General features: G+C 66.0%; 18 protein-coding genes. 10 read left to right on the forward strand and 8 right to left on the reverse strand.

Features of this window, described 5'->3' with window-relative positions; all coding sequences use genetic code 11:
- Nucleotides 1–97 precede the first annotated feature (97 nt).
- Nucleotides 98–931 carry a pentapeptide repeat-containing protein gene (locus MUN74_RS18260; RefSeq protein ID WP_244854027.1) on the forward strand — a complete coding sequence of 278 codons (834 nt, stop codon included), beginning with the start codon at nt 98–100 and terminating at the stop codon, nt 929–931.
- A gap of 95 nt (nt 932–1,026) precedes the next feature.
- On the opposite strand, the gene MUN74_RS18265 is transcribed toward MUN74_RS18260, so the two are convergent.
- From MUN74_RS18265 to MUN74_RS18280, 4 genes are read right to left on the reverse strand one after another with little or no spacing between them, the layout of a single operon-like run.
- Nucleotides 1,027–1,701: an AbiV family abortive infection protein gene (locus tag MUN74_RS18265; RefSeq protein ID WP_244854028.1), complete on the reverse strand. Its 675-nt coding sequence runs from the start codon at nt 1,699–1,701 to the stop codon at nt 1,027–1,029.
- 21 nt (nt 1,702–1,722) lie between these two features.
- Nucleotides 1,723–3,183 (reverse strand): SCO6880 family protein, encoded by a 1,461-nt coding sequence (locus tag MUN74_RS18270; RefSeq protein ID WP_244854029.1) that lies wholly within the window; start codon nt 3,181–3,183, stop codon nt 1,723–1,725.
- 3 nt (nt 3,184–3,186) lie between these two features.
- Nucleotides 3,187–4,566 carry a conjugal transfer protein TrbL gene (locus MUN74_RS18275; protein WP_244854030.1) on the reverse strand — a complete coding sequence of 460 codons (1,380 nt, stop codon included), beginning with the start codon at nt 4,564–4,566 and terminating at the stop codon, nt 3,187–3,189.
- 27 nt (nt 4,567–4,593) lie between these two features.
- Nucleotides 4,594–4,863 carry a DUF6112 family protein gene (locus tag MUN74_RS18280; RefSeq protein ID WP_244854031.1) on the reverse strand — a complete coding sequence of 90 codons (270 nt, stop codon included), beginning with the start codon at nt 4,861–4,863 and terminating at the stop codon, nt 4,594–4,596.
- 152 nt (nt 4,864–5,015) lie between these two features.
- Between MUN74_RS18280 and MUN74_RS18285 the strand changes: the two genes are divergently transcribed.
- A complete protein-coding gene (locus MUN74_RS18285) occupies nt 5,016–5,324 on the forward strand; it encodes a hypothetical protein (protein WP_244854032.1) in 309 nt (102 codons plus the stop codon).
- A 72-nt stretch (nt 5,325–5,396) separates the two neighbouring features.
- On the opposite strand, the gene MUN74_RS18290 is transcribed toward MUN74_RS18285, so the two are convergent.
- Both MUN74_RS18290 and MUN74_RS18295 read right to left on the reverse strand, forming a co-directional pair.
- Complete coding sequence (locus tag MUN74_RS18290; protein ID WP_244854033.1) at nt 5,397–6,671, reverse strand: M14 family zinc carboxypeptidase; 1,275 nt, start codon at nt 6,669–6,671, stop codon at nt 5,397–5,399.
- 20 nt (nt 6,672–6,691) lie between these two features.
- Complete coding sequence (locus tag MUN74_RS18295; RefSeq protein ID WP_244854034.1) at nt 6,692–8,353, reverse strand: ABC transporter substrate-binding protein; 1,662 nt, start codon at nt 8,351–8,353, stop codon at nt 6,692–6,694.
- Nucleotides 8,354–8,461: 108 nt separating this feature from the next.
- Here MUN74_RS18295 and MUN74_RS18300 point away from each other — a divergent pair, with 108 nt between their 5' ends.
- The 8 genes from MUN74_RS18300 (at nt 8,462) to speB (ending at nt 17,821) form a co-directional block, all read left to right on the forward strand.
- Complete coding sequence (locus MUN74_RS18300; protein WP_244854035.1) at nt 8,462–9,079, forward strand: TetR/AcrR family transcriptional regulator; 618 nt, start codon at nt 8,462–8,464, stop codon at nt 9,077–9,079.
- A gap of 4 nt (nt 9,080–9,083) precedes the next feature.
- Nucleotides 9,084–10,031 carry an ABC transporter permease gene (locus MUN74_RS18305; protein ID WP_244854036.1) on the forward strand — a complete coding sequence of 316 codons (948 nt, stop codon included), beginning with the start codon at nt 9,084–9,086 and terminating at the stop codon, nt 10,029–10,031.
- Complete coding sequence (locus MUN74_RS18310) at nt 10,028–10,900, forward strand: ABC transporter permease (RefSeq protein ID WP_244854037.1); 873 nt, start codon at nt 10,028–10,030, stop codon at nt 10,898–10,900. Before MUN74_RS18305 ends, MUN74_RS18310 begins: the two co-directional genes overlap by 4 nt.
- The gene (locus MUN74_RS18315; protein ID WP_244854038.1) at nt 10,897–11,886 is read left to right on the forward strand and encodes an ABC transporter ATP-binding protein; all 990 of its coding nucleotides are present in this window, start codon (nt 10,897–10,899) and stop codon (nt 11,884–11,886) included. Before MUN74_RS18310 ends, MUN74_RS18315 begins: the two co-directional genes overlap by 4 nt.
- Entirely contained in the window at nt 11,883–12,728 is an 846-nt protein-coding gene (locus MUN74_RS18320; RefSeq protein WP_244854039.1) for an ABC transporter ATP-binding protein, read from the forward strand. Before MUN74_RS18315 ends, MUN74_RS18320 begins: the two co-directional genes overlap by 4 nt.
- Complete coding sequence (locus MUN74_RS18325) at nt 12,725–14,170, forward strand: MFS transporter (RefSeq protein WP_244854040.1); 1,446 nt, start codon at nt 12,725–12,727, stop codon at nt 14,168–14,170. Before MUN74_RS18320 ends, MUN74_RS18325 begins: the two co-directional genes overlap by 4 nt.
- Nucleotides 14,171–14,243: 73 nt before the next feature.
- Nucleotides 14,244–16,820: an aminopeptidase N gene (pepN, locus tag MUN74_RS18330; protein WP_244854041.1), complete on the forward strand. Its 2,577-nt coding sequence runs from the start codon at nt 14,244–14,246 to the stop codon at nt 16,818–16,820.
- Between the two features lie 32 nt (nt 16,821–16,852).
- On the forward strand, nt 16,853–17,821 hold the full coding sequence (gene speB, locus MUN74_RS18335) for an agmatinase (RefSeq protein ID WP_244854042.1): 969 nt from the start codon (nt 16,853–16,855) through the stop codon (nt 17,819–17,821).
- Nucleotides 17,822–17,913: 92 nt separating this feature from the next.
- On the opposite strand, the gene MUN74_RS18340 is transcribed toward speB, so the two are convergent.
- Both MUN74_RS18340 and MUN74_RS18345 read right to left on the reverse strand, forming a co-directional pair.
- Nucleotides 17,914–18,180 carry a DUF6112 family protein gene (locus tag MUN74_RS18340; protein WP_244854043.1) on the reverse strand — a complete coding sequence of 89 codons (267 nt, stop codon included), beginning with the start codon at nt 18,178–18,180 and terminating at the stop codon, nt 17,914–17,916.
- 1 nt (nt 18,181) lies between these two features.
- Nucleotides 18,182–19,351: a M23 family metallopeptidase gene (locus MUN74_RS18345; protein ID WP_244854044.1), complete on the reverse strand. Its 1,170-nt coding sequence runs from the start codon at nt 19,349–19,351 to the stop codon at nt 18,182–18,184.
- Between the last annotated feature and the right edge of the window lie 2 nt (nt 19,352–19,353).

The following is a 19,353-nucleotide window of genomic DNA, read 5'->3' on the forward strand; positions in this document are numbered from 1 at the left end:
CTTCGCATGAAAGGTGTGCAAGGCGTGTCCACACGCTAGGAACTTGAGACGATACTGGAGAACCATGGTGTCCGGCGTGTGAGTGAACGGAGAACGCTTGTTCGAGATCGTGGATTCCGAGAACTACACGATGTATCGCTCCGAGCGTGCATCGACATTACGTGAGGCGGTCATTGACGCCGTAAATGACCGCAGGTCGCTGGCGGGGGCTGCGCTGGTGAATGCAGACCTTTCCGGGCTGGATCTGTCGGGGGTCGATCTTGCAGGCGCAATGTTCTGGGGGAGCGACCTATCTCGAACAGCCTTGTCTCGAGCGAATCTTTCGGGCACTTTCATGACCAAGCTTGTGCTCGACAACATGACGCGCGATCAGATCGAGCAGGCTGAGGCGGCTCTTCGAACAAGATTGCCGAGTGTGTTGTCCCCGACCGATCTCTCGCATGCCCGATTGGACGGGGCCAACCTGAACGGTGCCCACATCGAAGGCGTGAACCTGTCAGGCGCGACGATATCGGGCGTAGATATTCGCCTGGGTAGGCCGGTCGCCAATTTGTATGGCATCGATTTCTCTGGTTGTGACCTTTCGGGCATGGATTTCCGTGGCGCAAACATGGGCGAGGCGAGATTCGTTGGCGCCAACCTCGCGGGTGCGAACCTTCACGACGTCTTTCTTGCAGGCGCGAACTTCTCGGACGCAGTCCTCATAGACGCAGACTTGAGCTACGCGTACTTTGCTCGGGCGAACGAACTTGGTGAGGACCTTCAGCCTGCCACCTTCAATGGGGCAAATCTGAGCGGCGCGAATCTGAGTGGTGCGAAGCTCGCTGGCGCGACCTTTAGGAATGCGAATCTCGCAGGGGCGAATTTCTCCGATGCCGATCTGGCTGGGGCGGACACCCACATGACGAAAGGGCTGCCACGATTGGGTTGATCCGCCCTTGGAAGGCGTGACTTCCTTCGGTGACGCGCACGCGGAGGCGTGGGTGGATGCGCTCGGCGCCGATTGCGTTACTCGCCAGACATCGGTTAGGGCTTCTTGAAGAGGTTGGCTCTGTTCGAAGGCCCGAACATAACCGCAGCCTCCTCGACCATCGCCGCGAGCTCTTCCTCAGAAAGCATAAGTGTGGAGAGATTGCGAAGGCCAGGTATGTGCTGGCTGCCCACAGGGGAAGCGGCTTGGAGCCGTTCTGAATGAACTCTCTCCATGGTCGCGGCCAGCTTCGCCGGAGTTGTCCTTGAGGTAAATTGCTCGCATCGCTCAAGCTGACGACTAACCAATCCATGCGCCGCGTCTACTGCATCTGCACCGACGAAATCGTGGGGAGCTTGAACTCGACCGTCTCTGAAATCCACGTAGGTCGCGTCCAGCCGGCGGAGATGAAAGTCTTTGCGGCTGGGAGGCTCGTCGACGTCGAACGGATCGAGCGACCAATCGATGAACAGGGTATTCCCGAGCTTCTCCTCGTGGGCGCGAAACCGCCTCCAGAACTTCTTCCAGTCTGCATCCGATGCATCTCTGGTTGGAAAGGCAACAACGAGAATGTGCTTGCCGATCTCGTCGGCGGCGAGTCCAAGCAGAATGTATGCGCTTGTGAATCGTTCTGCTGCGCGTAGTCGTTCTGCGTCTTCGAAAAGGGTCCGGGCGTTTGAAAGCGCCGCAAATCCGAGGTTGGCGAGTTGCGCGAACGATAGGCGGAGCACGTCGGCGATGATACCTGCTGACTAAAGGCAGCGGCACAGAGGCAGCGCCGCCGCCGTGAAGGCTTGCGCTTGCTGTGCGACGAGTCGCCGCACCTCGCATGACGCTTGAATCGCAGCTTGTTCGATCGTGGCTATCGCTGCGTCGAGCTCGTCGGCGGTTGACGCCGTCACCGAGATGAGCCCGGTAACGCGGAGCACCCCGTGACCAGCGGTGAGATCGGCTTCCTGTTGGAGCACGTCGCCGTACTCTGCCGTGGCGGAGGCATCCTCGATCTGGCCGATTCGGCGGCGTTGATGGGCGTCGCTGACGAGCTCGGTCTTCTTCTTTCGGAGGTCGCGCGCGGCCTTGTCCGCGCTGACGGGGAGATAGTGCAAGCTGAGCGTGCGGAGGATGCCGTTCGTGTAGACGAGCGGGGCGAGGAAGCCGGGATAGACCTGCGACCGGGGCCATTCACTGATCCAGAGGACGGCATGGAACGCCGTGTCGGTGCGGAGCCGGTCCCAGGACTCGATGACTGCGACGGGGCCGGCGGCGGCGAGATCGCGGCCAATCGTCGGATGCCGCTCGAGCTCGACCCCGACGACCGGGTCGTAGGCGGTTCGGAGCGTTGTGGCGAGGTCGTCAGCGGTGAGCCAGCCGCCGACCGCGAGATCTGCGGCGCGGAGCGCACTCGTGAGGGCTGCCATTTCCTGACGGAGCACTGCGGCGGCGCCGCGCATGCCGCCGCCGTTCGACCGCACCTGCCGGGCCGCAGCGGTCAGGTCGAGTGCGAGGCTTATCGTGGTCGCATGGCGCTCGCCGGCGGGTCCGGCGCGTTCAATGAGTTCGCGATAGGTCCCGGCGGCCCACGAATCGTCTTCGAGGCCGTGTTGCTCCCACCACTCGGCAAGCCCGGTGCCGGAGTCAGGCAGCGTGCGTTCGTTGACCTGAATGCGTGCGATTCGTCCAGAGCGGCATGCGCCGGCGAGCACGCGCCCCCACGCCTGGACTCGGCGGTGTTGTTCGCCTGGATCAATGAGCGCGAACGCTGGGTGGGAGATCGCAACGATCGCGGTCAGGGTCTGCTGATGAGGGTCGTGGATCATCACGGCGCCGGACTCTGGGTCGCGCCATTCGCGGAGGGGGGCTGCATCGCCGGGCAGCGCGAGGGTTCCGACGGGACGCGGTCGCATGATGCGGCGCCGGTAAGTGAGCTGGCCTCGCATGACGCGTAGCGTCCATTTGGTCGTGACGGGCACCCATTCGACGATCTTGCGTCCGCCGACAGGGACTGCTGCGGTCAGCGCGGCGGTGGCCCAGATCGGTGTGGTCCATGCGACTCCGTCGGCGCCCGCCGAGTACAGCGCGGTCGCGATCGTGAGCAGAGCTACTGTCAGCGCGACCAACTGTGGCGTTGACAGGCCGAGCAGGATGCCGCGTCGAGTCAGCCGCGAGAATTGCACGGTGGCGAGCCGGTAGTCATGTTGTGTTTCTAGCTTCACCGGTCAGCCATCCTTTCGTGGATTCGGTGGCACCGCGGGCGGCCCATTCGTCCGAGTCGCTGGAGGGGACACCGTCGGCGGTCGGACGGTGTCGCCTGCGGCGCCGAAATGCGAATCGGCCGATTGTGCGACAGCCTTTCCAACGCTCGGACCGGCCTTCGCGGCTGCGCCGACGACCTGCGCGCCGGCAACGGCGGCAATGCCCATCGGTCCCGCAGCCGCGCCCGCACCTGCAGCGCCGCGCCCAGCAGCGCCGGATGAACTGGCGGCGGTACCGCCCGACGTCCCCGCCTTCGATGCTGAGCCAGATCCTCCCGCCGAGCCCGTCGGGGTTCCCGCTCGGCCGCCGGCGTGGCCCGCGGTTGCGCCGGTCGGGGCCGGATTCCCGGCCGCGGCATCCTTGGTGCTTCCTCCGCCGTCGAGGATCTTCTTCGCACCGTCGACCCCGTGCCCACCGGGCACCGGCACTGGCCGGTTCAAAGCGGACTTCGCCTCCTGCTCGCTCGACATGGCGTGGTACATGTCGACACCGATGAAATTGAGGAACTTGTAGGTGATGTAGGGGGCGAATGCGGCGACGAACATCAGCACGATTCCCGCGATCGGGTCGCTGATCGAGGCGAGGTCGGCATCGATCGGTGCCGCAACCTGCGCGATCGCGACGAGGAAGATCACGACCAGGACGAGCTTGGACAAGATGAGCGCCGCGACGAACGCGATCCATTTGCCGAGCCATCCCTTCGTGACCTCCCAGGTCGCCCCGGCCAGAGCGATCGGGCCGAACACGAGCGCGACCAGCAGCAGCGCCTTGCGGATGAGCAGCGAGAACCACACGATCGCAGCGGCGCTGATCGCGAGGGCGGACAGGAAGATCGTGACGATCGCGCCGATGCCGGGGCCTGCGATGTTGACTGTCACGAGACCTCCGGCGAGGAGAGCGATGCGGTCGCCCATGCCTTCCATCGTGTTGCCCGTTGCCTGCACAATGCCGATCGAGAGTTGGTCGGTGATCTCTAGCAGCAAGGCAGTGAGGCTGACGATGACGAATGAGCCGAGGATCGACTTGGCGAGACCTACGCCGGCGCGGGGGATTGCAGTCGGGTCGCGGTGGATGAGTCCGGTGATGAGCTGGAGGAAGAAGAACAGCAGGGTGACGAACACGGCGACGCCGAAGAGGACGTTGAAGACGTCGAGGTAGCTCGGTTCGGTGACATCGACGAGTGTCGTGGTGTCGAACGCGGTCCAGACGGCTTCGAACATCCATGCCGCTGCTGAGCCCATCGCCGAGGCGAGCCAGTCGAAGGGGGCTGTGACGAGTGACGCGGTGCCCTCACCGACCGTCGTGCAGACCTCGGCGATGACTGGGATGTCGCAGACGCTCATCGTGCAGCCCTGAACGGGGTGGCGCTCTCAGACGGATTGGCCGACGTTCCAGAAGAAGTTGGTGAGCGTCACTGACGCGCCGCAGACGACGGCGGCACCGCATGCGATGAGGACGCCGGTCTTTCCCCTCGATGCGAGGTGGGGATTCGACGAGTTCGCGCCGAATCCCCAGACGATCGCGGCGATGATCAGCGCGAGCACGGCCAAGATGAGGCCGATAGTCATGACAGCACCGACGATGGTGCGCAGTTGGTCGATGCCGGGTAGGCCGGTCCCGTTGGGGTCGATGTCGATCATGTTCCACTCCTCAGCCGATCGAACGGTCGACTGGGAGGTGCGCGTGGTGGCCCCGTTCGCGCGAGCAAGGAGGGCTACGGATCAGCAGGCCGGTTCGCTTGCTCGGCCGCTCGACCGCGACCAAGTCGGCCCTATCGCGCAGGTTCGGACGTATGCCAGATGTCGTAGATACTGATGATGCGGTGGAGCCGGTCGAGGAGGAGCTGTGGCTGGATCACATCGACTGTGAACTCCATTCTCAGGTGAGTGCCGCGTGTCTCGAGGGCCGCTTTGGCGAGGAGGTGGCCGCGCTGGGCGAGCACCTGCAGGAGACGCTGAACACCAGTGAGATCTTGCGCGGTCAGTGCAATGTGCATCCGCGTCAGCCCAGCCGGGGCACCCAGGTTTGCCGACGCGCGCTCAGACGGAGAATCGAGGGACAGACCTGGTGCCCGCCGGAGGTCGGCCCGCTCTCCGATTGATCCTTCAGATGCTCGAGGATGCTCCCGAGTCCCCATCTCCTAAGCTCCTTGCCTTCCTTAGTGCGTGGTCGTCTATCCTCGTGCCCGGATGGCATCCGCGCACGTGAGAGTAATGCCGACGTGGGCGGCGACTGCTCGGTCGAGGCCGCAGAACTCGCCGCCTTCTGCAGCGAGAGACCAACGGCGGAGGGCGGCACGTGCTTGGCCGAGTACGTGGGATTCCGCCTTGGAGATGCGGTGAGGCGAGTGCGCGACGGCCGCCACAACGTGACCCGCCAAGCGGAGCCGTTCGAGGTCGCGGAGGCGTTTGACCGATGACACTTCGGCGAAGGTCATGCGGTGATCCTCATCGGTCATCGGGTGCCACGGATGCTCGAGGTTCTTGGTGCCAGCAGCGATGGCGGCCCACCGGGTGGAGTGCCGGTCGACTTCGTGGTCGAGTGTGCTGAGCCACCCGGCGTACTCCTCGCGCAGTTCGGTGCGTTCGAGCTCCATCTCGTCGTAGAGCCGGCCCGCGGTGATGTGCGTGAGCCGAGTATCGGTGACCTGCGGTGCGATCCACAGCGGGGGTTCGACGATCACGCCGAAGGTGCCGTACTTGCCCGCGTAGTCGGTGCTGCTGATCATGGCTCCACCGTCAAGCAGCGGCTCGGCGAGAAATATTCCGGGCGCGAGCGTATCGGCGGGGGCCTCGGCAAAGCCGCAGTCGACGGGGAGGCCGGTGAGTCGGCTTGTCTGCTCGAATCCGGCGGCGATGGGGACGTCATCATGCGTCGCATAGGCGTAGAGCCCGCCAGCCTCGTTGTTGTGCATCGACACGAGAAGCTCCGGGCGCACTTCGTCGATGAGCGCCATGACGGCGCGCGAGCCGGGGGTGGGCGCAAGCCCGGGTTCGTTCAGATCGGCGCGGTGGAATGTCCACTCGAAGTCGACGTCGATTGGTGGGCGGTAGATGCCGGCCGAGTAGGTCTCGCGTGTGAACGGGCCGTAGAACCATGACTCGTTCAGTGCGGTGCCGTCCGGATCGGCGCAGGGGAGGACGTGCCAGGTGAAGCCGAGCTGACCCCGCATTCGTGGGTTTCGGCAGAGTAGCTCCACCAACTGGAGGGCGCCGAGGCTGCCGGTCGGCTCGTTGGGGTGCGGCATGCCGATTACGACCGCTTGACGAGCACCCGTTCCGAGGCGCAATCGTCGCAGGGGGTTTCCGTCGGCGGTGAACCCGATGGTGTCCACTGCGATCACGCCTGGGAAGGCGCCCGCCAACTCGTCGATCCTTGCGAGGATCTGTCGGAACGTGGGAAATCTGGATTCCGGTGTGAGCGAGGCGAGCGCCTTCGTCAGGTCCATCGTGTGTGGTTCTCCGTTGCTTATCGGCCGCCGAGGAAGGCCAGCCAGGGGGTGTACAGGGCCGCGGGGAACGCTGCCGTCATACCGCCGAGGCGGTTGTTCAGGAAGACGCTCTGCAGCGGGTAGGAAACCGGGATCCAGACGAGATCCTCGGTGATCGTCGCTTGTGCTTTCACCGTCAGCTCGGCGCGGGCGTCGTCATCGGCGGTGCCACGTGCTTCCTCGAGTAGCGCGGCAACCTCGGGGTTGTCGTAGCTGTTGAAGTTCGAGGCGCCATCGGGAACTCCGAGCTGCATGTACAGCTCGGTTGGGTCCGGGATGTCGGAGAAGTAGTCGGAGATGAACGCGTCGACCTTGGCGCGGGCGTCCGGGTCTGAGAACAGTGCGTTCGACTCGGCACCGGGTAGGGCGCGCAATTCGATGTCGAACCCTGCATCCTTGGCGTTGCTCTGGATGCTCTCGCCGATGGTCACGTACTGGGGGAAGTCCGCCGGCACGGCCAGCACGATCTTGGGGTTCGGGTTGCCGGCTTCCTTCAGGAGCGCCTTGGCACCTTCGATGTCGCGGGCGGGGTCGCTGAACTCGTCGTAGGCGGTCTGGTAGATCTCCTTGCTGTATCCCCAGGCTCCCGGCGGGACGATGGTGCGCAGCGGCTCGCTGAGACCCGCCCAGACGGTGGTGAGCAGTCCCTGATAGTCGATGGACTTGGCGAGGGCCTGACGGATCTTCGGGTCGGCTAGTGGGCTTGCGCTGTCAGCGCTCAGATCAGTCGGGATGATCACGAACTGCCTGGTCGAGGGGCCGGCGTACATCTCCCCGTTCGGTGCGTTGAGCAGCTGCGGGAGGCTGGTGCTCGCGATGTCCATCGATCCGTCGATGTCGCCGTTGACGAGCGCGGAGGTGATCGTGGCGTCCTCGGTGAGGAATGTGAACTTCGCGGACTTGGTCCGGAGCGGCTGCTGACCGATCTTCCACCAGTTCGGGTTCGCCTCGAGGGTGATGCTGTCGCCGGGGGTCCAGTTCGCCAGCGTGTACGGGCCGGTGCACATCACGCCACCTGTCGGCGTGCCATACGTTTCGCCGGCCTCTTCTGCGAAGGCCTTCTGGATGACCTGGCCTACGGGGGTGACGAGCATTCGGTAGAAGACGGCGTCCGGCTGCGACATGTCGATCTTCACGGTCGATGCGTCGACGGCGGTCACCGATTCGACACGCTCGGCGAAGTAGCCCCAGTAGGAGCCGGCTTCGGGGTCACGGATGCGATTGAGGCTGTAGACCACATCGTCAGAAGTCATCGGCGTGCCGTCGGTGAAGGTGACGCCGTCGCGGAGGTGCACGACGTACTCGGTCGGGGAAGGCTGGTCGATCGAGCTCGCGAGACCGGGCTGGATGTCACCGGTGTCGGTCATCGTCAGCAGGCTTTCGCAGAGGTTCGCGCTCACCTGCAGATCTGAGCCGGAGAAGGCCTTGACCGGATCGAGTGTTGCGGGCTCGCCGCCGCTGAGGTTCCAGGTGACGAGGTCGACGTCCGTAGTCGCGGGCGGGGCAGCGGTCGGCAGGTCGAGTCCATCCGTCGTGCCGTTCGTCTCGTGCGGTTTGCCCGTGCAACCGGCGAGCATGATGCCGGCCGTGAGGAGGGCAGCGGCCGTGGCGGCGGACCGACGCCAGGTGATGTTCGTCATTGAGCACCCTTCGAAGTGGGGGATGGCCAGCTCCTCGTGGGTGGCCGAGTTGAACAATTGCACAAGTTGGAGTTGAGCACAAGCTCAACTTGTGCGAAGGTGACCGTCATGACTTCAACTGCAATGTCGCGGGGAGAGCTCAGACGTTCGAGCATCCTGGACGCCACCCTGCGCGTGATCGCGCTCGAAGGTGTACGCGCCGTCACCCACCGTCGGGTGGCGACTGAGGCCGGCGCGTCCGTCGGCCTGATTACCTACCACTTCAGTTCCACCGATGCGCTGATCTCGGCAACGCTCGACGCCCTGGCGGCTGATGAGGCCGAGCAGATGACGCAGCTCCGGGACCGGATCCTCACAGTCCCTGGAGATGTCGAAGCGCTCACCGAGATGCTCGTCGCCGAGGTTGCGGAACGCGCCGGAGCACGCCGGGACCGCGCGATCGCGGGATACGCCCTCACACTCGAGATCCCGCGCTTGACGATCGACCGACTCTTGTTCGATGCCTGGGAAACCGCCGCAGAAGACGCCTACGCGGCACTGCTCGAGGCACTCGGGCGGGACCCGGAGCGACCGATGGTCGAGTTCTTGGAGTCCACGATGGACGGTCTGTTCCTGTTCGCGACGATCTCCCGCGAACCGGAAACCGTCAGTGTGGCCGCCCGTGCCGGGCTAAGCCAATTGCTCCGGTCACTCGTCCCTGCTGACGCCGCCGCGCCGTTGGGATGAACCGGTGAAGCAGTTCCTGACACGAAGGCTCGTCATCTGCGCAGCCACCATCGCCGGCGCCAGCTTCCTGATCTTTGCCGGCCTCTACCTCGCGCCCGGTGATCCGATCAGTTTCCTCATCGGAGGTCGCCCCTCCACCCCCGAGATGCGTGAAGCGCTCGCTGATCAATACCACCTCAACGACCCCTTCTTCCAGCGGTACTTGCAGTGGCTCGGCGACGCGTTCGCCGGAGATTTCGGCGAATCGATTGTGCGACGCCGCCCCGTCACTGAACTCATCGCGACCAGCCTGCCGACCACGATCCTGCTCGTGCTGATGACGTTGCTGCTTGTCGTGCTGATCGGAGTGCTGCTCGGTGGGATCGCCGCCTTCAGGCGCGGCCCGATCGATGACGGCATCCTCTCCGCGATGACCGTTTCCCTGGCCACCCCCGTGTTCGTCTCCGCCATCCTGCTCATCTCGGTGTTCGCCGTCGGTCTCGGCTGGTTCCCCGTTTTCGGACCAGGCACCGACTTCCTCGACCGACTCCATCACTTGGTCCTTCCGGCAATCGCGTTGACCATCGCTTGGTGGCCAGTCATCGGCGAGACCGCGCGCGCATCGATGCGTGAAGAGCACGGGCGCGAGCACGTCGAGACCGCCCGGTCCCGCGGACTTTCCCCCTCCCACATCGTCCGGAAGCACGTGTTCCGCAACTCCGCCATCCCGATCAGCACCGTTGTCGGGCTTTCCTTCGCCGGGCTCGTCGCCGGTACCGCCATCGTCGAGAGCGCCTTCCAGCTGAACGGGCTGGGCAGCCTGCTCATCACCTCGGTGACCGGCCGCGACTTTCCCGTCGCCCAGGCGGTCGCCCTCATCCTCGTCACGGTCTTTGCGGTCACGAACGTCATCGTCGACCTCCTCTACGCCGCACTCGACCCGCGCGTTCGCACCTCTTGGAGGACAGCTTGACCGCCGCCATCGTCGCGCAACTCGACCCGCCGGGAGCGGGCCGAAAGATCCGCCTCATCCCCGGACTCGATTTCATCGGGCATGTCGCACTGCTGCTGGTGCTCGTCTTCGCCTTCCTCGCCGCCTTCGGACCGCTCATCGCACCGCATGACCCGAACGCAGTCGACCTCTCCCGCTCGTACTGGGGCCCGGACGCCGAACACCCGCTCGGCTACGACCAACAGGGACGTGACATCTTCTCCCGTCTGCTGTACGGCGCACGGTCGAGCTTCCTCGGCCCGCTCATCATCGTCGTCGTGGCCACGACGCTCGGCATGACCCTCGCGCTCATCGGCGCGTGGCGAAAGGGCTGGATCGATGCAGCTCTTGCCGGGATCCTCGACTCCTCGCTGGCGTTCCCCGGCCTCCTGCTCGCCGTCATGGTCGTCGCCATCGTCGGTCCCGGCATCCAAGCGACCGTCATCGCACTCGCGATCGCCTACACCCCGTACATGGCACGCATCGTCCGGTCCGCGGCTCTCGCCGAGATCAACAAGGACTACGTCGCCGCCGCGAAGGTGCAGGGATTCTCAGGCCTAGTGATCTGCGTCCGCCACGTGATCCCGAACATCCTCCCCATCGTGCTCGGTCAAGCCGTGCTCACCGTGGCCTGGGCGACCGTCGACATCGCCGGCCTCTCCTTCCTCGGCCTCGGCATCCAACCGCCGGCCGCCGACTGGGGCATCATGCTCGCAAACGGTCAGACCGGGGTCCTGCAGGGCTACCCGACCGAGGCTCTCGCCGCCGGCCTCAGCCTCGTCATCGCGATCTGCTCATTCAGCCTGCTCGGCGAACGCATCACCCGGCGCGGGGAGGTGCTCGCAGCATGAGTCTGCTCACCATCGAAGACCTCCGCGTCAGCCTCCCCGTCGGGAAAGAACGACGAGTCGTGCTCCGCGGAATCGACCTCGAACTCGACGCCGGCCAGTCACTGGCCATCGTCGGCGAATCCGGCTCCGGGAAGTCGATGACCGCCCGCGCCATCGCACGGCTCCTTCCCCGCGGAGCGAAGGTCGACGGATCAATCAGGTTCGACGGTCAAGAAGTCCTGACACTGAAAGATGCAGCCCTTCGGCGATATCAGTCGACGCAGATGGCGGTCATCTTCCAAGACCCCCGCGTCCATCTCAATCCCGTCCGCACCATCGGCGACTTCCTCACCGAAGGCCTCGTGAAGACCCGCGGCTTCACCAAACGTGCCGCCGAACGCAAAGTCATCAGCCTGCTCGACGAGGTCGGCATCCCCGACGGCGAACGACGGCTCCGGCAGTACCCGCACGAGCTCTCCGGCGGGCTGCTGCAGCGGGTGATGATCGCCTCCGCGCTCGCCTGCGAGCCACGGATCCTCCTCGCGGACGAGCCGACGACCGCCCTCGATGTTTCCACCCAGTCCGACGTCATGGCGATCATCGACGAGCTCTGCAAAGAGCGCGGGATGGCGCTCGTGTTCATCACTCACGATCTCGAGCTCGCCTCCGCGATCTGCGATCGCACCGCCGTCATGTACGCCGGCCAGGTCATCGAGATCCGGGGGAGTGACGAACTCGTAAACGCCCCGAGGCATCCCTACTCAGCCGGGCTGCTCGGTGCGAAGCCCGAAATCGCCTCGACCGTCTCCCGCCTTCAGGCGATCCCGGGCCGCCCCCGGGCCGCCTTCGAAGTGCACCGCGGATGCGCGTTCGCCGACCGGTGCGCATTCGTCGAGCCCGAGTGCCTCAATACCGATCCGCCACTCGAGATCGACCGCAGTGGCGCGGTGCGCTGCCTGCTCGCCGACGAACTCCAGCTCAACCCGATGGAAGGCGTACTTCGATGACCTCAACAACCCCGATCGTCGAAGTTGCCGGCTTGCAGAAGAAGTTCGGCCACACCCTTGCCGTCGACGACGTGAGCTTCACCCTCGACCCCGGCGGATCCTTGGGGATCGTCGGTGAATCCGGATCTGGCAAGACCACCGTTGCCAAGATGCTGATCGGCCTGGAGGCTCCGACCGCCGGGACGATCCGGGTGTGCGGACGCGTTCGGGAGAGCCACGCCGGGCTCGCTGAGCGGCGACGTCGCGCACGCGAGCTGCAGATCGTCTTCCAGGACCCGTACTCGACGCTCGACCCCCGCCAAACTGTGGAGTCTTGCATCGAGGAGGTGCTGAGACTCCATCGGCCGGAGCTCGGAAAGCAGGCGCGGCTCGCGCGCGTGAACGAGCTCGCAGACCTGGTCGGCTTCGACGAACGCCAACGCCGTGCACTCCCACGCAGGCTCTCCGGCGGACAACGCCAACGCGTGTCCATCGCACGAGCTTTGGCCGTCGAGCCGAGCGTCATGATCCTCGACGAGTCCGTCTCTGCGCTGGACGTCTCCATCCAGGCCCAGATCCTGAACCTACTGGCCGACATCCGCGCCGAAACGTCAATCGCGTACATCCTCATCAGCCACGACCTTGCCGTCGTGCGGCACCTCACGGAGACCTGTGTGGTCATGCGGAAGGGACAGATCGTCGAATCCGGCCTGACCCCCACAGTTCTGGACAATCCCCAAGCCGCCTACACGCAGTTGCTGCGCAACAGCGTGCCTGGCCCGGGCTGGCGGCCAACCCGCCGAGTTCCTTCCGTTGCCCCTGACGCGCAACGGGCACGCGAAGCAGAAATGGCGGTAGCGTGACCACCTCGACCGGGCGGAACTCCACCGAGCACACGACCGCGACCAGCGAGGGCGCGCACCAGACCCCTGCCCCGGCTGAGCGCAGGACCCTGACGCTCATCACCTTGTCATTGATCGCGCTCGCCTGGCCCTTCCTCGCCGGCCTCATCCTGCCGACGATGCCGTTGCTGCAGACGGAACTGGGCGTCGACCCGTTGACCATCGCTTCTGCCTTGACCGCCTCCACCCTGGCCGCAGTGGTCGTGACGCCGCTCGCCGGACGCATCGCAGACCTCTACGGAGCCCGACCCACGATGCTCGTGATCCTCGGCATCTCGATCCTCGGCGGATACCTGTCGGGCGCTGCGACGGCGTTCCCGGTGTTCCTGATCGGTCAAGTTCTGATCGGATGCGGATTCACCCTCGTTCCCGTCGCGTTCGTCGTGCTCCGCGCGACCTTCGACGCGAACCGGATGAAGCTGGCGTCCGGCGTGATGGTGGCGATGCTCGCAGCCGGTGAAGGCTTCGGAACGCTGCTTGGCGGACCCATCGCGCTGTCGTTCTCACGAGCCGCGATGTTCGCGATCCCCACCGGCCTGCTTGCCCTCGCCGCCATCCTCCTCTGGCTCTGCCGCATCGGGAACACGGAGCGCGAACACCGCGGCCGCGTGCCGTGGACCGGGGCGATCCTGCTCGGCATCGGACTGTTGGCGACCTTCGCCGGGCTGAACTTCGGCCTGGACGTCGGATGGCTCGAACCCTCGACCCTCCTACTCCTCTTCGCCGGGGTAGTGTTCCTCGTCGGATGGTTCATCAGCGATCACCGTTCCAGAAACCCGTTGGTGGAAGTGGGGCTCCTCCGCGAGCGCGGAGTGTGGGCGCCGATGCTCGCAAGCGTCATCGAAGGGGCAACGATGGCGGCGACCTCGTTCCTCATACTTCAACGGATCGCCCTCCCAGAGGACACCGGGTACGGCCTCGGAGCCCACGTCGGCCAGACCGGCCTCTTCCTCATCGGCGGATCCATCGCCGCAATCGTGGCCGCGCCCCTCGCCGGACGCCTCGCCGCGCGATTCGGGACCGCCCTGATCGCCATCTCCGGGAGCGTGCTGCTCATTCTCGGCTCGCTCTTCCTCGCGTTCAACACGACGGCCGTCGGGACTGTCATGGGCCTGGTCACGGTGAGCATCGGCTCCGCGACGATCTCGTCCACGGCGTACGCGGCGACCGCGCTCGCAGTGCCCTTCCACGAGGTCGGCATCGCCACCGCGCTGGTCTCCCTTTCACGCACCCTCGGCCTCGCAGTCGGAACCCAGCTCGGCGCCGCCGCGCTGGCGAACCCCGATCTCCCTGCCGCAGCGTTCATCATCGGCCTGCTCATCACCGCAGGTCTCGGATTCATCGGGATCCTGGCCGGCAGCTTCTTCCCACGCGACCGAGACGCCCTCCCCGCCACTCGATAGCCCGCCCGAACCCATTCGCCGCACCCGGCGAGCTTCACCGCGCCCAAAAGGCGCCGCACCGCAAGGAGAACACATGCCCGGAGAGAACCTCACCCGCCTGGAAGCCGAGGAGCGCGCCGCGCTCATCCAGGTCCACGACTACAGCGTCGTCCTCGACGTCACGACGGGCCCCGAGGTGTTCCGTTCGACCACAACAGTGCGGTTCGACGCGGTTCAGCAGGGAGCCTCGACGTTCATCGACGCGATCACCGCGGCCGTGCACTCGGTCACCCTCAACGGCGTCTCCCTCGACCCCACCAGCGTGAGCGACGGGACGCGGATTCAGCTGCCCAACCTTCAGACCGCCAACACGCTGGTCGTGGTGTCGGACGGTCGCTACATGCACTCCGGCGAGGGCCTGCACCGCTTCGTCGATCCCGCCGACGGCGAGGTGTACCTCTACACCCAGTTCGAGGTGCCCGACGCTCGCCGCGTCTTCGCCGTGTTCGAGCAGCCCGACCTGAAAGCCGCATTCACCTTCACCATCACCGTGCCCGCGCACTGGCAGGTCGTCTCCAACGAGCCGACCGCTGCACTCGGAGTGGCCGAGCCAACGCACGATGGGCAGGACCGCGCGACCTGGTCATTCAAACCGACCCCCCGCATCTCGAGCTACATCACGGCCCTCGTCGCGGGCCCGTACGACGTCGTGCGCGACGAGCTCACGTCGAGCGACGGCCGCGTCATCCCGCTCGGCGTGTTCAGCCGGAAGAGCCTGTCGCAGTACCTCGACGCCGACTACATCTTCGAGAAGACGAAGCAGGGCTTCGCCTACTTCGAGCAGAAGTTCGACGTGCCCTACCCGTTCACGAAGTACGACCAGCTCTTCGTGCCCGAGTACAACGCGGGCGCGATGGAGAACGCCGGCTGCGTGACCTTCACCGAGGTCTACGTCTTCCGCTCCAAGGTGACCGACGCCATCAAGGAGCGTCGCGTCGTCACGATCCTGCACGAGCTCGCGCACATGTGGTTCGGCGACCTCGTCACCATGAAGTGGTGGAACGACCTGTGGCTGAACGAGTCGTTCGCCGAGTGGGCGTCGACCATCGCGACCGCGGCGGCCACGGAATGGCACGAAGCCTGGACCACCTTCGCGGCAAGCGAAAAGGGTTGGGCGTACCGCCAGGACCAGCTGCCCTCGACGCACCCCATCGTCGCCGAGATCCGCGACCTCGAAGACGTGCTCGTCAACTTCGACGGCATCACCTACGCCAAGGGCGGCTCGGTGCTGAAGCAGCTCGCCGCCTGGGTCGGCATCGACGCGTTCTTCACGGGCGTCTCGGCCTACTTCAAGAAGCACGCATGGGGCAACACGACCCTCGCCGACCTCCTCGCCGAGCTCGAGGTCGCCTCGGGCCGCGACCTGTCGGGCTGGTCGAAACTGTGGCTCGAGACCGCCGGCGTCAACACCCTGCGCCCCGAGATCGCCACGGATGACTCGGGCACGATCACCTCGTTCGCGGTGCTCCAGTCGGCCCACCCCGACTACCCGACGATCCGCCCGCACCGCCTCGCGATCGGCTTCTACAACCTGCGTGACGGCAAGCTCGTGCGCGAGCACCGCGTCGAGCTCGACGTCGACGGCGAACGCACCGACGTGGCCGAGCTGGTCGGCCTCGCACGCCCCGACCTCGTGCTGCTCAACGACGACGACCTCGCCTACGCGAAGATCCGCCTCGACGAAGCGTCCCAGCAGGTCGCGATCGAGAACCTCTCGAAGATCGAGGACCCGCTCGCCCGCGCCCTCGTCTGGTCGAGCGTGTGGGACGCCACCCGCGACGCCGAGACCAGCGCGAGCGACTACCTCGACCTCGTGCTCGGCAACATCGCCGCCGAAACCGAATCGAACACCATCCGCATCGTGCTCGCCAACGCCCAACTCGCCGCCAGCCTCTACACCGCCCCGGAGCGTCAGGCATCGACCCGACGCGAACTCGCGGACAAGCTATGGGAATGGGCGAACGGAGCCGAACCCGGTAGCGACGCCCAGTTCCAGTTCGTCAAGTACTTTGCCGCACTAGCGGAAGCTGGCAGCCACGTCGACGAACTCGCTGCGCTCTTCGCGGGCGAGCGCAAGCTCGAGGGCCTCGACATCGACACCGACCTCGGCTGGGAGCTGCTCATCGCGCTCGTCGCCGCAGGCCGCGCCGGCGACGCCGAGATCGACGCCCGACTCGCCACCGACAAGACCGCGACCGGCCAGGAGTCGGCCGCCCACGCCCGCGCCGCCATGCCGACGGCAGAGGGCAAGCAGCGTGCCTGGGACTCGATCGTCGTCGCCGACACCGCGACGAACTCGGTCGTGCGCACCACCGCAGCCGGCTTCGTCCGCTCCGACGACCAGTCGCTGCTCGCACCGTTCGTCGAATGCTACTTCGCCATGATCGGCGAGGTCTGGAAGACCCGCAGCTACGCCATCGCCGAGAAGCTCGTCGAGCTCCTCTACCCGGCGACCCTCGCGAACCGCGCCCTCGTCGACGCGAGCCACGCCTGGCTCGACCAGAACGCCGACGCCGCACCCGCGCTGCGCCGACTCGTCGTCGAGAACGTCGCCGGCGTCGAGCGCGGCCTCGCCGCCCAGCAGCGCGACGACAGTACCAACGGCCGCTAACGCAATCCGAACTCACGAACAGAGAGCATCCGATGAGCAACGAGCACATCCCAGTCGGCCAAAGCGACGAAGCCGGAATGCCGCGCTACGCGGGCATTGCCACCTTCGCCCTCCTCCCTCACATCGAATCCGTTCCGCACGCGGACATCGCCGTCCTCGGCATCCCGTTCGACGGCGGGACGAGCTTCCGCCCGGGTGCTCGCTTCGGGCCGAGTCACATCCGCGAAGCCTCCCGCCAGCTGCATCCGTACCACCAGACCCACGATGTCCACCCGTTCGCCGTCCATCAGGTCGTCGATGCCGGTGACCTCGGGGTGTCGCCGTACTCCATCGCCTCCGCCGTCTCGACCATCGAGCGCGCCGCGAATGAGTTCGGTGAGCAGGGCACCCGCCTGGTCGCACTCGGCGGCGACCACACCATCGCGTTGCCGCTCCTGCGCGCTGTCGCCAAGCAGCACGGACCGGTGGCAGTGATCCACTTCGACGCTCACCTGGACACGTGGGACACCCTCCACCGCGCGCCGATCTGGCACGGATCGCCGTTCCGCCGCGCTGCCGAGGAAGGCATCCTCGACCAAAGTCGATGCCTGCATGTGGGCCTTCGCGGTGGAGTCTACGACCGCGTCGAACTCGAGGACGACAAGGTCCTCGGCTTCCAGGTCATCCGCGCCGACGACTACCAAGAACACGGTGTAAAGGTCATCATCGACCGGATTCGCGCACGCGTCGCCGGAGGCCCCGTCTACCTCTCCATCGACATCGACGTGCTCGACCCGGCCCACGCCCCCGCGACCGGCACGCCCGAGGTCGCCGGCCTCACGACAAGGGAGCTCTTCGCCACCATCCGGGGACTCACCGGGATCGGCATCATCGGCGCCGACATCGTCGAGGTCGCGCCCGCCTACGACCACGCCCAACTCACAGGTCTCGCTGCGGCCCATACCGTCTGGGAGGTGCTCTCGGTCATGGCCTTCGACGCGAAGCACGGGATCGAAGACTGATCGCGATCACTCGTGCGAGACGCGAATGGTGCGCCAATGCCTTCCTGGCAGGCGCGCCACGGGACTTCATCCCCGTTCGGGTCGATGGTGCATCAGAGCGTCGCACCCACGCTAAGGAGGAAGTTCGCCCACGCCACGCCGACTCCGGCGAGGGCGGCCGCGCCACAGGCAATCCAAAGGCCGAGGCGTGCGCGGGTGGCCGTTTGGAAGTGCCCGTTTGCGGCGGCGATCGCCCACGTGACCGCACTCACGATGATCATGAGCACAGCGAAGATGAGCACGTAGGTCATGAGCGCGCCGATGACGCTGCGGAACTCGGCGGCGGCGCCCACGGCGCCGAAGTCGGGGAAGACGTCCATCTCAGCGGATCCCCTCGGGGCGGCATCCGGCGAGATTGACGGCGGCGTCGCCGACGGCGGCCGCACCATGTTCGGTGAGCCAGGCGAGGGCGTCGACTGCGGGATGGTCCTGTCCACCGGGGTGGATCTCGAGATGCAGGTGCGGGCCGGTCGACTTGCCGGCTGAGCCCACGTCGCCGATGTGCTGTCCGGCGGCGACGCTGTCGCCGGCGGTGACATGGATGCCGGTGTCGTACATGTGCGCGTAGTACGACGCGACCCTCTGACCGCCGATGGTGTGCTCGAGGATGATGAGCCCGCCGTAGGTTCCGCGGTCGCCTGCGAACACGACCCGACCGTCGGCGATCGCGAGGATCGGCGTTCCGGAAGGTGCGGCGAGGTCACTGCCCGCATGGAACCGATACTCGCCCGTGTACGGGTCGACGCGGGGCCCGAAACTGTCGGTGTTCGTATAGGTGCCTTCCGGGAGGGGGAATACGACTCGCGTCGTCTCGGGGACGCGGGGGAGTCCGCCGTGCGCATCACCGGCCGACCGCGTATCGGTGAGTGCGGCGAGGATCCGTTCGGCGACCGGCTCGTACTCGCGATACCGGTCGGGAAAAGCGCTGACCTCGACGGCTTGCGCAGCCGCACCGCGTTCGAGCTGCTGCCAACCGGCGATATCGAGCAGCCCCTGCGGCGAGCCACCGTTGGGCCCCGACGCTCCACCGAAGAAGGCGCGGGCCTGGTACCTCGGGTCCATGAGTTCGGCCACCGTGCCCCATCCCGAGGCCGGGCGCATCTGGAACAGTCCGAGCGAGTCGTGGTCGGATCCGTCACCGTCGTTCGGGAAGCCGATCGATTCGGGGTAGACGCCGGAGTTCGCGAGGATCCTGAGGCCCGATTCTGTGAGGGCGGCCATCAGTGCGATGATGACGCCGTCCCGCCCGACGCCCGCGGTCTGCGAGCCGATGGTCGTGATCGTGCCCGCGTGGGTCAACTGCCGGCGATTCAGCGTGAGCGTCTCGCCACTGCGCGTGCGGGCAGTGAGCGAGTCGGGGATGTCGCTGACGATGAGCGACCCGGATTCGCACGAGCGAGCTGCCGGGTTGACCAGCACAGCCACGCTCACCAGTCCAGCGGGCGGCCCGAGGAAGGTGATGAGGAGCACGATGGCGAGGATCTTCTTCACCG

This window comes from Agromyces sp. H17E-10 (assembly GCF_022919715.1).
Classification (GTDB): Bacteria; Actinomycetota; Actinomycetes; order Actinomycetales; family Microbacteriaceae; genus Agromyces.